The organism is Micrococcus sp. FDAARGOS_333 (assembly GCF_002206575.2).
Lineage (GTDB): Bacteria > Actinomycetota > Actinomycetes > Actinomycetales > Micrococcaceae > Micrococcus > Micrococcus lylae.
In genome coordinates this window covers 510,507-523,384 of the sequence record NZ_NJFJ02000001.1, presented here as the reverse complement: position 1 = coordinate 523,384, position 12,878 = coordinate 510,507, and the positions used below count along the sequence as shown (strand labels likewise).

Sequence of the window (12,878 nt, the reverse complement as noted above, 5' to 3'; positions counted from 1 at the left end):
GAGCCCGGGACGAACGGGCGGTGAACGCAGGCCATGCCCCCGGCCACGGGACGGCGGACACTCGGGCCCACGGCGTCCGGCAGGGCTGGTTCAATGGTCGTCATCGCAGGTCGCCGGCGGGTCGGAGCACCTCCTTCCCGACGACGGCCCCCGCCTTCTCCGCCCGTCTCGCCGCCGCCTGCGGCCGGCGGAACCACCTCTTCCCAGGAGACCCGCAGTGACCTTGCCCCCCGCCTCCGGCACTCCGGCCCTCGGCATGGCCGGGGTCGATCCGGCCGTCGACTCCCGTGCCCGGGACCTGCGCCGCATGAAGGCGGTGGCCACGGGCCTGCTCGTCTTCCTGGCGGTCGTGTTCGTCATCGCGTTCGTGCTGCAGGAGCAGCACCCGTGGCTGTCCTATGTGCGCGCCGCAGCCGAGGGCGGCATGGTGGGCGCGCTCGCGGACTGGTTCGCGGTGACAGCCCTGTTCCGCCACCCGATGGGGGTGCCGGTGCCCCACACGGCCCTGATCCCACGGAAGAAGGACCAGCTCGGCTCCGCCCTGAAGGACTTCGTACAGGAGAACTTCCTGGACTCGGACGTGGCCAGGGAGAAGGTGGAGGGGTTGCAGGTCGCTGCGCCGTTGGGCCGCTGGCTCCGCACGGAGGAGAACGCCGCCCGCGTGGCCGTCCAGGTGTCCGCCGTGGCGCGCCAGGCCATGGCGGCCGCGGACGACGAGGTCATCCAGGACCTGCTCGGCCACCTCGTGCAGCGGCACATGGTGGAACCGGACTGGTCCCCCACGCTCGCCGGGGTCTTGGAGGACGTGCTGGCCGGCCGCCACCACGACACCCTGGTGGACCTGATCGTGGAGAACACCGGGGACTGGGTCGCCGCCCACCCGGAGGTGTTCGTGGAGACCGTCAAGAAGCGGTCCCCCGAATGGAGCCCGGACCTGGTGGACCGGCTGCTGGCCGAGCGCCTGCACGCCGAGCTGCTCAAGTATCTGGCCGGCATCCGCCGGGACCGGCGTCATGAGGCGCGCCGTGCCGTGGACCAGTGGCTGGCCCAGGTGGCCGAGCGCATGCGCGCGGACCCGGCCACCCGGGAGTCGGTGGAGCGGTTCAAGCGGAGCCTCTTCGCGGACGAGCACCTGCGGGACTGGCTGCGCCGCGCCTGGAACGGCCTGTCCGAGTCCCTGCTGAAGGCGCTCGAGGACACCTCCTCGGACCTGCACCGTGCGCTCGTGAACGGGCTGCGAGACCTCGGCGGCCGTCTCGAGGAGGACACGGACGTGCGGGACCGCGTGGACGGTCTGGCCCGTCAGGCCGCCGCCTCCGCGCTCACCGAGTACGGGCCGGAGCTGACCGGCGTGATCGAGGAGACCGTGCGGCGCTGGGACGGCGAGCAGACCGCCCGCACCCTCGAGCTGTTCGTGGGCAAGGACCTGCAGTTCATCCGCATCAACGGCTCCGTGGTGGGCGCCCTGGCCGGCCTGGTGATCCACACCCTGGCCACGGTCCTGCTCTAGCCCCGGACACGAGGGAGGGGCACGACGCACAGCCACGGCGGGTGTCCGTCGTCGTCCCCTTCCGCAGGCGCCTGCCCGGGCGGTGGTGCCGGGGACCGGCCGTCAGGCTTTCTTGTCCTTCCTGCGGACGAAGCGGCCCTTGAGGCCGGCGACGAAGCCCTCGTCCTTGCCCTCGCCCTCGTCCTCGTCCTTGCCCTCGCCCTCGGCGGGCCCGGCGTCCATCGGGGAGGCGATCGGATCGCCTTCCAAGTCCACCTGGCCGGAGAGCTCCTTCCGGGCCTTCTCCTCGAGGACCTTGAGCTCCTGCTCGTCCTGCTCCGGGTCCGTGGTCGGATGCACCACCTCACCGGGCAGGGCGGCCGGGAGCGGGCCGAACATGGTCTGCGCGGACTTCACCACGGCCTTGCCCATGGCACGGTTGCCGACCCCGCCGATCACGGCGCCCACCCCGAAGGGGACCGCGCGGCCCAGGAATCCGGCGCCCTGGCGGACCAGCATCTTCCGCATGAACTTCTTCTTCATCTGCTGGAAGAAGAGCTCGGACATGCTGCCCTGGGCGCCGATCCCCATGAGCGCGGACAGGCCCGTGGGGTTCGCGGCCCCGCCCGGCACGATGCCGCCGCGCTGGCCGGCGGCGAAGTCTCGGAGCATCTTCCTGCCGTCCTCGCCGAGCATGACGGCCATGACGAGTGCCTCGGCGCGCTGCGGGTCGTCCGTGGAGATGCCGTGCAGCTCCGCGATGGACTGCGCGTAGAGGGCGGTGGTCTCCATGAAGCCCACCACCGCGGCGGCGGACAGTCCCAGCGCGGCCACCGTGCCGAGGCCCGGGATGATCGCGGTGCCGCCCACAGCGGCCCCGGCGCCGGTGACGGCCAGCAGGTACTGATCCGTCAGGCGGTCGGCGATCTGCGCGGGGGACTCGTCCGGGTGCCTGCGGTGCAGGCGGCGGATGTTGGCCAGCACGAGCGGGCGCTGGACCCTGATGGCTCGCTGCACGGCCTTCTGGAAGCCGTCGGTCGGATTGCCGTCCTTGTCGAAGGCACTGTTCATCGCGACGTTCATCGCCTTCCCACCGGCGAGGCGTCCGAGCGTGGAGTTCTTTGCCATGGCGGCCACAGTAGTGCCCGGGCCGGCGCGCGGCAGAGGGCTGAGGGACCTTGTGCGCTGAGGGCGTGACGAACCGGAGGGCAAGGCCCGCCACGGGGCCTGCGCCTGCTGTGCGGCGGGCGTTCCCGGCTCGCACCGGCCGGGCCTGCACGCCTCAGGAGGCCAGCGCGTGCTCCAGGAAGATCTTCACGTCCCGGCCCATCTCCGGGCCGACCGAGTGCAGGATGCCCGGATAGGTGCGGGCGGTGAGCCGGGTGTGCTCCTGCACCCAGTGGTCCGTGTAGGCGATCGCGCCGTCGTTGATGACGGGGTCGTCCGGGTCCCGACCCCAGAAGAAGGGACGCGGGCCGGGGCCCTCCGGAGGCGAGTCGAGGGTCTCCAGGAGGGCGTCCTGGAGGACGAAGCCGGCCAGCCCCACACCGCAGGCGAAGCTCTCGGGACGGACCCGGATGGCCGTCGTCGCCATGGCCATGCCCTGGGAGAAGCCGAGCACGGAGACGGACCGGAAGCGGTGGCGGGTCACGGCCTCGTCCGCGAGGACGTCGTAGACGCGGTGCACGGCGGCGAGGACTTGGGAGAATTCGCCCTTCAGGCTCAGGTCCAGCAGGAACCAGCCCCAGGCGCCCGGGTCGTCCGGCAGTCCCTCCGTGGCTCCGGCGTCGATCTCGAGGCCGCCGCGGAGGGCGAGCCCGGTGCAGCGCTCGGGGAGCATCGGGAAGAAGCGTGCACCCGCGCGCCGCTCGTTCGTGCCGTAGCCGTGGAAGACGAGCACCAGATCAGTGCCGTCCCTTTCGGTGACGGGGCGGGACCAGAGCGCGTGGACTCCGGTGGCGAGGCGTTCCGACGGTGGCAGGGCTGTCCCGGACATGGTGCAATCGTAGCCGTGACACGGCACACATCAGCCCCGGCCACCGTTGCAGTGGCGCAGCAGCCCCCCTTCGAGGCGTACGTCGCCGCGCTCCGGCGCAGCCAGGACGAGCTGCCCCCTGCGCCCCTCGCCCTGCTGGACATCACCGCCTTCCGCACCAACGCCGCGGACATGGCCCGGCGCGCTGCCGGCACCCCGATCCGCGTGGCCTCCAAGTCCCTGCGCATCCGCAAGGCCATCGACGCCGCCCTCGGCGAGGACGGCTTCTCCGGCATCATGGCCTTCACCCTGGCCGAGGCCCTGTGGCTGCAGGAGTGCGGCCACACGGACCTGCTGGTCGCCTACCCCACCGTGGACCGTCCGGCCCTGCGCGCCTGGGTCCGCTCCGCCGAGGCCCGCGCCGCGATCACCGTGGCGGTGGACTCGCCCGAACACCTCGAGCTGATCGAGCAGGTCCAGCGCGAGGCCGGCCTGCACCCCTCCCAGTCCACCGGCGAGATGCCGCCGCTGCGCCTCTGCCTGGACCTGGACGCCGCCTGGCAGCCGACCGCCGTGCCCTGGCTCCGCGTCGGCGCCCTCCGCTCACCCGTGAAGACCCCGAAACAGGCGCGCGTGATGGCGGAGAAGATCCTCGGCGCCCCCGGCTGCTCCCTGGTGGGCGTGCTTGCCTATGAGGGCCAGGTGGCCGGCCTGCCGGAGGGCGGCGGACCCCGCTCCCTGGCGATCCGAGGCATCAAGGCCGCCTCCATCCGGGACCTGGCCTGCCGCCGGGTGGAGATGGTGCAGGCGATTCGCGAGGTCACCGCCCGCCACGGCGTGCAGCTGGAGTTCGTCAACGGCGGCGGCACCGGCTCGATCGAGTCCACGGTCGCCGAGGGGGCGGTCACCGAGGTCGGCGCTGGCTCCGGCCTGATGGGGCCAGCCAGTTTCGACGCCTTCGCCCACTTCACCGTCCGCCCCGCGAGCTTCTTCATCTGCCCGGTGGCACGGCGCACCGACCCGACCACCGTCACCGTCACCGGCGGCGGCTGGATCGCCTCCGGCGTGCCGGGCCCGGACCGGTCCCCCACCGTGGCCTGGCCGGAGGGCCTGTCCCTCTCCGGGCAGGAGGGCGCCGGCGAGGTGCAGACCCCGCTGCGCGGCACGGCCGCCCGCGGGATGAAGCTCGGCGACCCGGTGTTCTTCCGCCACGCGAAGGCCGGCGAGCCTGCCGAGCACCTGTCCGCCGTAGCCGTCTACTGCCGCGTGGAGGACGAGATCGTGGACGTCTGGCCCACCTACCGCGGCGAGGGGAAGGTCTTCCTGTGAGCGCCTCGTCAGCAGGGACGACGACCCGCCCCACCGCCCACAACTGGTGCCGGTTCCAGTCGTGGACGCCGTCGGCGGTCGTCCGTCCCGCCGGAGTCGAGGAGCTCGCCTCGGTGGTGGAGCAGGCGGCTGCGCGCGGCGGGCGGGTGAAGCCCATCGGAGCCGGACACTCCTTCTCCCCCGTCGCCGCCACGGACGACGTGCAGCTGGACCTCGGCGCGCTGACCGGCCTCACGGGGATCGACCGGGAGGCAGGTCGGGTGCGGGTGCGCGCCGGCACGCGCCTGTCCGCGCTCGGCCCGCTGCTCGGCGCCCACGGGCTCGCCCTGGCGAACATGGGTGACATCGACCGGCAGACCGTCGGCGGAGCGATCAGCACCTCCACCCACGGCACCGGCCTCGGGCACACCGGCTACTCCGGCATGGTCGCGGGCCTGGAGATCCTCACCGCGGACGGCCGCCTGCGCCGCGTGGACGCGGCCCACGAGCCCGAACTGTTCGAGGCCGCCCGAGTGAGCCTGGGAGCACTCGGGGTGGTCACCGAGGTGGAGCTCGCCGTGTGCGAGTCATTCCTGCTGCGCGCCGAGGAGCGAGCCGAACCGATCGACGAGACCGTGAGCCGCTTCCAGGAGCGCTCCCGCACCGCCGACCACCACGAGTTCTACTGGTTCCCGGGCACGGGCCTGGGGCTGACCAAGCTGAACACCCGCCTTCCCCTCGGCTCGGGGCTGGACCCGCTGCCGCCGCTGCGCACGAAGGTCATGGACGGGCTGCTCGCCAACGGCGCCTACGAGCTCATGTGCCGGCTGGGTGCCGCCGTGCCGCGCACCGTGCCCGTGCTGAACGGGATCGCCTGCCGCGGCCTGGACCAGCGCACCTACACGGACATCTCCTACAACGTGTTCGCGGCGAACCGCTCCGTGCGGTTCACGGAGATGGAGTACGCGATGCCGCTGGAGCACTTCGAGCAGGCCTTCGCCGGGCTCCGCGAGATCTGCGCCGGCATGTTCCGGGACGGCCGCGGAGTCTCCTTCCCCGTGGAGGTCCGCACCGCCGCCGCGGACGACGTCTGGCTGTCCACCGCGCACGGCCGGGACTCCGTGTACATCGCCGTGCACCGCTACCACCGTGAGGACCCGACCGACTACTTCCGCGAGGTCGAGGACCTGTTCGTCTCCCTGGGCGGCCGCCCGCACTGGGGCAAGATGAACACCCGCGACGCCGCCTGGACCGCGCAGGCCTACCCGCGTCACGCAGACTGGTGCGCCGTCCGCGACGCCGTGGACCCGCAGCGCGTCTTCACCAACGCCTACGTGGACCGGCTGTTCGGACCCTGACGCCCCCGAAGCGCGGACACGGCCCGAGTCCATACACGACTCGAGGGCCTGGGCCCGGTGGAGTACCGGGCTCAGGCCCTCGTGGCCTAGGGCGTGTCTGATAATCGTTTGGACCACGCGAGCACCGCGTTGAGCACCACGGCAGCCCGGTAGACGATCTCGTACTTGTCATACCGGGTAGCCAGCCCTCGCCACTGCTTCAGATGCGCGTACTGGCGCTCGATGACGTTCCGGCCTTTGTAGGCCACCGCATCGAGGCCAACGGGTCGGCCGCCGGCCGAGCCGCGGCGTCTGCGGTGGCCCTGCTGGTCCGACGGCTCGGGGATGACGGCCTTGATCCCGCGGGCGCGCAGATGAGTGCCGATCGCCCGTGATGAGTACGCTTTGTCGCCCAGCAGCGCGTCTGGGCGGGTGCGGGGCCGGCCTGCCGGGCGGGCCACGCGCAGCTGCTCCAGCAACGGCAGCAGCACGGGCGAGTCTCCTGCTTGGCCAGGGGTGATCAGGCTGACCAGCGGCAGCCCGGTCCCGTCCACGAGCTGATGGATCTTCGTACTCAGCCCGCCACGGGAGCGCCCGATGCCGTGATCGGCCGGCTCCTCACGCGGATTCTTGTAGTTCGACCCATCCCCCTATGTGGCGGGCGATGTTCGTGGCGTGCTGATGCGCGCGGGCGATCGTGGAGTCCACCGAGACCGACCAGTCGATCAGACCTTCGGCATCCGCGGCGGCGGTCAGCTTCGCCAGCACCGCATCCCAGGTGCCCTCTTCGGCCAAGCGCCGGTGCCAGGTCCACACTCCTCTGCCAGGGCCCGTAGACCTCAGGCAGGTCCCGCCAGGCGATCCCGCACCGGTACCGGTAGATGATGGCCTCGACCATCGTGCGGGCATCGGCGAACGGCCGGCCCCGCCTACCGGTGCGGGCCGGGAGCATCGGAGCGATCAACTCCCATTGGGCATCGGAGAGCATCTGGAACCGGGACATGCGCTCCAGGGTGTCAGCCGGCCCCTGGATTCATTGTCAGACACGCCCTAGCCTCCAATTAACGGTCCAAGAAACGGGGACCAGTTCACTATCCTCCATTAGAGGCACTGTCGGAACACGTTGTTTCCGGACGACTCAGGCGGGTAAGAGGTGGGCGGTTCACGGATCGCGGCGGACTACACACCGTCCCATGCCCCGGGGGAAGACTAGGGATGGGTGGACTTCCAGCAGCCGAGTGTGCTTAACTTGTGGCACCGGCGACAAGAGACCCAGGGGGTCTCTTCCCCCCAAGGGGGATAGCCGGTCTTAACCTTTCAGGGCAACTTTCCCCACGGATGGAAGTTCGTCTCCAGGTGCGGCGCTACGTGCAGGTCGAACCAGTGATTCTGCTTCCCGGTGAGGTCGCGATGGGTCGCCCAGAGGCCATAGTCGGCGACCTGGAGTCCCCACGAACTGGCCGCACTCCAGACGCATAGAGTGACATCACGATCGACCTGGTTGCACACGTCTCTGATCGCCATCTCCGCCTGCTTCTTACGCTCCTTGGTGCCGAACGTCCCCGCGATCACATAGAGGTGGTCGTTGCGGTTCGAGACTCGGCGGGCGATCTCCTTGAAGTGCAGAAACCACGCCAACTTGTACAGGCGCATCTCACCCTGGGCCTTCACACGGGGGGGTGTCCCTATGTTGCGAGTCAAGCCGCGAGGGCGGCTGGCTCGGGGGCAGGGGCGGGTTCTGGGGCTTGGTAGTAGGTGCCGTCGCGGAGCATCGCGAAGATGACGTTGCAGCGTCGGCGGGCTAGGCAGATTACGGCGGCGTTGTGGCGCTTGCCCTCGGCGCGTTTGCGGTCGTAGTAGGCCTTGGAGAGCGGGTCCGAGTTCGAGGCGACCCAGGCCGAGTAGAAAAGGGCGTTCTTCAACCGCTTGTTGCCCGAACGAGCCGGGAACTCACCACGGATCGAGGTCCCGGATCTTCGCGTGACCGGCGCGATTCCGGCATAGGCCGCGAGGTGGCCTGGGGTCTCGAACGCTGAGCCGTCTCCGATGGTCAGGAGGATCTGAGCGGCGGTCTTGATGCCGATCCCCGGCATGCTCATCAAGACCGAGGCGAGAGGGAAGTCCTCCAGCATGGCCTCGACCTCTTGCGCCACGGTCGCCCGTTGTTCCTTCAGTTCTTTGACTTGACCAGCGACTCGGGGGATCACGAGCTCGACTGCTGTGGTCGCCGGCACCACTACGGTCTGCTCACCCAAAGCGGTGAAGATCCGGTCAACCAGTGCTTCCGGATCGCGGCGGGAGTGGGAACGGGCGAAGCGCAGAACCTTGCTCCGCCCAGCCTTCTTGAACCCAGTGGGGCCGCCGAACTTTTCCAGCAGATCCAGCACCAGCGCTGTTGAAAGGCTGCCGCCGGCGAAGATGCGCTCGAGCGAGGGGTGGATCTGCGTGAGCAGAGATCGGATCCGGTTCAGTGCCCGGGTGGTCTCGTGGGCGAGGTCCTCATCGAAGCCGGCAAGGACCTTCAACGCGGAGAGGACCTCGCTGTCACGATCGACCTGCCGGAGGGTATGGGGCATGGTGCGGGCTGTGTCAGCGATGATGAACGCATCGCGCGCATCGGTCTTTGACCTGCCCGGATACAGATCCGCTGCCTTGCGCATCGCTAGCCCGGGAAGGTAGGCGACGGTGCAGCCGACGTCGCGGGCCACAGCGATCGGCAGTGCCCCGATGGTGTTGGGCTGGTCGACCACCATGAGCACCTCTCCATGGGCCTGCATGCTGGTGAACAGCTCCCTGAGCTCGGCCTCGTCTTGCGGTAGAGGCTTGTCGAACAGCTTGTTCCCGTCCGGGTCGAGCGCGCACGCGTGGTGGGCAGTCTTCCCGACGTCTAGGCCGATGACGACCGCGAATCTGGTTTCCATGATGCTGTCCTTCCTTGGAGCATCACTACTGGTCGCAGTCTTGACACCCGATGCCGGCACCCACGTTACGAAGAGACCTCACCAGCTGGTGGGCCGTGTCCCTATCAGCGGTCAACGCGTGTCTCTCGACCGGGCGGCAACACCCCCCGGACCATTGATGGCAGGGCAACAGAGCCATACCCGGCCGAGCGACCAGACCCCCGACGTTCGGGGGTGCTCACAAGGTAACGGGCATTCGCCTTGAGGAGGAAGGCGGCATCGAAGCGAGGGGCCTGACCAGCGATGATCCCATAAACCTCATCCCTAGTTGCATGGGAGTCGTTTACGGCATGGAACCCGTTGTCCAGCGAGATTCCCTGTCCAGCAAGCCTCGCTCGAAGTTTCAGCCCCTCCATCAACTGGGCGCCGTGGTCTCCCTTGAAGACAGCAGTGCCGAAGCCAAAGTAGTCAGTCGCGCCCTGCTTGCCCGCAGACGCGTAGTCGAGGTTGCCAGTCTCATCGGCGTACAAGTAGATGTCAGTCACCCTAGTAACTGTAGTGATCAATCTGACACCTCGCGCCCACTCTAGAGGTGACCAGGCACTCAGCGGCGGCCCGGTGCAGCCTGCCCATGGGGCATCCCAGGGCACTCGCGCCGCGTCCCCGCCACCCGGTGAGGGGCGATGGGCCACGTGGGCGCCGGTGGGGCCAATCAGGTGGGGGCGGCAGTCGGGCCCCGCCGTTCACGGCCAGCCACGTGTGCGCTCACTCGTGGACGGCCTGGACGGTCGGAACGTCGACCGTGGCCACGACCTGATCCAGGGGTGGCGCCCGCGTCCAGACGCATCACCACGCGACACCAGACGTCGCCGGTGAAGCCGATGGAAGTCGGGAACTTGGTCAGGGCCGTGGCGTTGAAGCGGGCCCCCTACCGGACCGAGGCTCCGGAGACAGCGGCTATGACGGCGGCCCTGGCCAGCCTCTGGGAGGACCCGGACCGCGACGCGACGCGACGGAGGCTCCCTCGAGTGAATCGGGTGGGTAAAGGGCGAATCGAAACCCACGGCCCACAATAAAGACAGTCCCTGACTTGACATCAGGCCAGGTCAGGGACTGTCTACTGTGGGCCCTGCGGGGATCGAACCCGCGACCGGCGGATTAAAAGTCCGATGCTCTGCCAGCTGAGCTAAAGGCCCGTCGCCCGGCGCTCGCACCGGGCCTCTCGAGCCTACCGCAGGGCACCGGCCCGCCGTGGGAGAGTACCGTGGGGCTCCCGCCCACGATCGTGAGAAGGAGTCCGCCCATGGCCGTCCACCGCGCCGCCTCCGGACGGGGAGCCAGCTCGACCGCGTCCCGGCCGGGCCGCCACCATCGTCCGCGGATGTCCACGCCGGACGAGCTGGCCCGGTTCGCCGGCGGTGAGGACCCGGCCGAGGTCTCCGCCGCCGCCTCCCGCCTGGCCCATGCCCTCGTCACGGGCGGGCAGACGGAGGACGACCCGCAGGTGGTCGAGCGGCTCATCGGGCTGGTCGAGGAGGTGGGGATCGCCACGGTGGCGGAGCTCTGGGCGGACGCGCCGGCCGTCTCCCTGGCCGGGGCGCTCTGGCGCCTCTACGCCCTGCACGAGGCCACCGCGCGGGACGGCGAGTCCTGGGCCGCCTGGTACCGGGCCGGCCATGACGCCCACGTGGCCCGCGCCGTCGCCGGGGCCGTCGAGCCACCCGGGCCGGAGGAGCTGCGCCGCCTGACCACCACGATCCTCACCGGTGCCTACCGTGCCGAGATCGACGTGGCCTTCGAGCGCGCCGCCGCCTACGCCCGTGTGGTCTCCCTCGGCCAGACCCGCCACGCGGTGGACCTGGAGATCGCCGCCCCCGAACACGCCGTACGCCTCACGCGCCGTGCCGAGCGGCTGCTGGGCACCGCGGAGGCACTCGAGGACTCGGCTCGTGGCTGGCGTGACGGATCGCTAGACTGACAGGTAGCGGTGCCGGGCTGCTGGTAACCCCGGGCTCCAACATTCTGCCGCTGCGAGCGGCCATCCGCCGAGAGGCGTTCCCGGTCCGGCACCGCGCCCCCCCTTCCACCGCACCCACACCGGCCGCGGACGGCGCCGGCAGCCGCCGGGCCGCCGGCCCGAGACCCGTCAGGAGAGGCCCCATGGCGCAGCGCCGGACCTGGCTGACCACCCGCGACACCCCGGCCCTGATCCACATGGCGGACCTCGCCGGCGCACTCGGCCGCTCCGTCCACGTCGTGGCCCAGTCCCCCGTCTCCGAGGGGTCCTCCCGCGACGCCGTGGACCGCGACCTCGCGGACCTGGACGCCTCCGCCTCCGCCTCCCTCATGGCCTTCCTCACGGCGCTGCGCAGCGTCTACGTCACCCCCCTGCCCCGCGAGGACCTGTACCTGCTCGCCTCCGGCGTCCACCACGCCGTGCAGCGGGTGGTGGCCGCCGGCTTCCTGGTGCACCACGGTCGCATGGACGACCTGCCGGCCGAGGCCCTGGACACGCTGGAGACCATCGGCCGCCAGTCCGAGCTGCTCACGGACGCCACCGAGCAGCTCCGGGACCTGGACGCTCTGGAGGAGACCTGGATCCAGCTCACCCGCGCCTCCCGCCGCACGGACCGGGTGCTCGTGCAGTGGCTCGCCTCCTTCGGCGAGGACCTGCTGCAACGCGAATTCAACCGGCGGCGCGAGGTCGCCTGGGCGCTGCAGTCCGCCGTCGAGGCCCTGCGCGATGTGAACACGCACCTCGGCGCCGTCCTCGTGCGCGAGTCCTGAGGCCGCCACCGTGCTCCTCGGCCTCACCCTGAGCTTTGTGGCCATCTGCGGCCTCGGCGTCCTCACCGGCTTCCGCGACGCCCCGAACTCCGTGGCCCTCGCGGTCCGCTTCCGCTCCCTGTCCCCGCGCATCTCCCTGCAGCTCACCGCCGCCATGAAGGCACTCGGCGTCCTCTTCGGCACCACCCTGATGACGTTCTACGCGGCGTTCTTCCTGCACCCGGAGACCAACGGCTGGCCGGGCCTGGCCACCACCGGCATCGCCATCCTGGTCACGATCGGTTGGGGCCTGCTCATGTGGTGGCGTCGCATCCCCGGATCCACCACGCACTCCCTGATCTCCGCCCTCTGGGGCACCACGATCGCCGCGCACCTGACGGTGGGCAGCGATCAGATCGAGCAGGTCGTATCCTTCGTCCAGTGGGAGCTGCTCGTGGGCCTGCTGATCTCCCCGCTCATCGCCTGGGCCTTCGCGCGTCTGCTGACCCGTCCCCTGCTGCGGCTCGGAACCACCGGCTCCACCGTCCGCGTCCAGCACCGCGCCCGGCTCGCCCTGGCGATCTCCACGTCCGCCTCAGCGTTCGGCCACGGCATGCAGACCGGCCAGCGCATGGGCATCCTCTGGGCCCTGGCCCTGGCCAGTGCCGGCGCGACCGAGCTCACGGCCCTGCCTCCGGCACAGCTGTGGGCCTGCGCGGGCGCGTTCGCCCTGGCCACAGCGATCGGCACCCTGGGCGGAGCCTGGCGCATCTCCTGGACCCTGACCGAGCGGCTCGTCTCGCTGGACCCGCTGCGCGCCTCCGTGGCCGCCGGCACCGCGGCCGCCTGGCTCTTCTTCGGAACGCTGCTGCTGCACATGCCGATGTCCTCCACCCACATGACGGTCGCCTCGATCGTCGGCGCCGGCCAGGACCAGACCTTCGCCTCCGTCCGCTGGGGCCAGCTGGCCCGCGTCTTCCTGTGGTGGCTCGCCACCCCGGCCGTCTGCCTGGTGCTGTCCTTCATCCTCGCCGGCGGCGTCCTCGTCTTCGCCTAGGCAGTACCGCCGCGCCGACCGTTTCGGGGACCGACCAGCCGTTTTG

11 protein-coding genes, 1 tRNA gene and 1 pseudogene are annotated in these 12,878 nt (G+C 70.5%); 6 read left to right on the top strand and 7 right to left on the bottom strand.

Annotation, left to right across the window (positions count from 1 at the left end):
• Positions 1-217: 217 nt before the first annotated feature.
• Positions 218-1,510: a DUF445 domain-containing protein gene (locus CEQ11_RS02440; protein WP_227718692.1), complete on the top strand. Its 1,293-nt coding sequence runs from the start codon at positions 218-220 to the stop codon at positions 1,508-1,510.
• 102 nt (positions 1,511-1,612) lie between these two features.
• Here the strand turns inward: CEQ11_RS02440 and CEQ11_RS02435 are convergent, their stop codons facing one another.
• Positions 1,613-2,617 carry a hypothetical protein gene (locus CEQ11_RS02435; RefSeq protein WP_127913443.1) on the bottom strand — a complete coding sequence of 335 codons (1,005 nt, stop codon included), beginning with the start codon at positions 2,615-2,617 and terminating at the stop codon, positions 1,613-1,615.
• A gap of 154 nt (positions 2,618-2,771) precedes the next feature.
• Positions 2,772-3,485 (bottom strand): alpha/beta hydrolase, encoded by a 714-nt coding sequence (locus tag CEQ11_RS02430; protein ID WP_088477640.1) that lies wholly within the window; start codon positions 3,483-3,485, stop codon positions 2,772-2,774.
• Positions 3,486-3,536: 51 nt separating this feature from the next.
• On the opposite strand from CEQ11_RS02430, the gene CEQ11_RS02425 reads away from it, so the two are divergent.
• Both CEQ11_RS02425 and CEQ11_RS02420 read left to right on the top strand, forming a co-directional pair.
• On the top strand, positions 3,537-4,793 hold the full coding sequence (locus tag CEQ11_RS02425) for an alanine racemase (protein ID WP_227718691.1): 1,257 nt from the start codon (positions 3,537-3,539) through the stop codon (positions 4,791-4,793).
• Positions 4,790-6,130, top strand: coding sequence for a D-arabinono-1,4-lactone oxidase (locus CEQ11_RS02420; protein WP_088477639.1), 1,341 nt, complete (start codon positions 4,790-4,792; stop codon positions 6,128-6,130). The genes CEQ11_RS02425 and CEQ11_RS02420 overlap by 4 nt, the downstream gene beginning before the upstream one ends.
• An 86-nt stretch (positions 6,131-6,216) precedes the next feature.
• Here CEQ11_RS02420 and CEQ11_RS02415 read toward each other — a convergent pair.
• The 5 genes and pseudogenes from CEQ11_RS02415 to CEQ11_RS02400 form a co-directional block, all read right to left on the bottom strand.
• Positions 6,217-7,112, bottom strand: a pseudogene (locus CEQ11_RS02415) (IS5 family transposase).
• A gap of 314 nt (positions 7,113-7,426) precedes the next feature.
• Complete coding sequence (locus CEQ11_RS02410) at positions 7,427-7,762, bottom strand: hypothetical protein (protein WP_102957474.1); 336 nt, start codon at positions 7,760-7,762, stop codon at positions 7,427-7,429.
• A 44-nt stretch (positions 7,763-7,806) separates the two neighbouring features.
• The gene (locus tag CEQ11_RS02405) at positions 7,807-9,030 is read right to left on the bottom strand and encodes an IS110 family transposase (protein WP_070639062.1); all 1,224 of its coding nucleotides are present in this window, start codon (positions 9,028-9,030) and stop codon (positions 7,807-7,809) included.
• A gap of 104 nt (positions 9,031-9,134) precedes the next feature.
• Positions 9,135-9,554 (bottom strand): hypothetical protein, encoded by a 420-nt coding sequence (locus CEQ11_RS12670; RefSeq protein WP_127913442.1) that lies wholly within the window; start codon positions 9,552-9,554, stop codon positions 9,135-9,137.
• A 578-nt stretch (positions 9,555-10,132) separates the two neighbouring features.
• A tRNA-Lys gene (locus tag CEQ11_RS02400) sits at positions 10,133-10,205 on the bottom strand.
• Positions 10,206-10,312: 107 nt separating this feature from the next.
• Here CEQ11_RS02400 and CEQ11_RS02395 point away from each other — a divergent pair.
• From CEQ11_RS02395 to CEQ11_RS02385, 3 genes are all read left to right on the top strand, one after another.
• A complete protein-coding gene (locus CEQ11_RS02395) occupies positions 10,313-10,987 on the top strand; it encodes a hypothetical protein (RefSeq protein WP_088477637.1) in 675 nt (224 codons plus the stop codon).
• Between the two features lie 182 nt (positions 10,988-11,169).
• Complete coding sequence (locus CEQ11_RS02390) at positions 11,170-11,796, top strand: hypothetical protein (RefSeq protein ID WP_088477636.1); 627 nt, start codon at positions 11,170-11,172, stop codon at positions 11,794-11,796.
• A gap of 10 nt (positions 11,797-11,806) precedes the next feature.
• Entirely contained in the window at positions 11,807-12,832 is a 1,026-nt protein-coding gene (locus CEQ11_RS02385; protein ID WP_088477635.1) for an inorganic phosphate transporter, read from the top strand.
• The last annotated feature ends 46 nt before the right edge of the window (positions 12,833-12,878 follow it).

Excerpts from the sequence above, each read along its gene's own strand:
- CEQ11_RS02435 (WP_127913443.1), bottom strand. The coding sequence starts at position 2,617 with ATGGCAAAGAACTCCACGCTCGGACGCCTCGCCGGTGGGAAGGCGATG.
- CEQ11_RS02410 (WP_102957474.1), bottom strand. The coding sequence starts at position 7,762 with ATGCGCCTGTACAAGTTGGCGTGGTTTCTGCACTTCAAGGAGATCGCC.
- CEQ11_RS02430 (WP_088477640.1), bottom strand. The coding sequence starts at position 3,485 with ATGTCCGGGACAGCCCTGCCACCGTCGGAACGCCTCGCCACCGGAGTC.
- CEQ11_RS02390 (WP_088477636.1), top strand. The coding sequence starts at position 11,170 with ATGGCGCAGCGCCGGACCTGGCTGACCACCCGCGACACCCCGGCCCTG.
- CEQ11_RS02405 (WP_070639062.1), bottom strand. The coding sequence starts at position 9,030 with ATGGAAACCAGATTCGCGGTCGTCATCGGCCTAGACGTCGGGAAGACT.
- CEQ11_RS02395 (WP_088477637.1), top strand. The coding sequence starts at position 10,313 with ATGGCCGTCCACCGCGCCGCCTCCGGACGGGGAGCCAGCTCGACCGCG.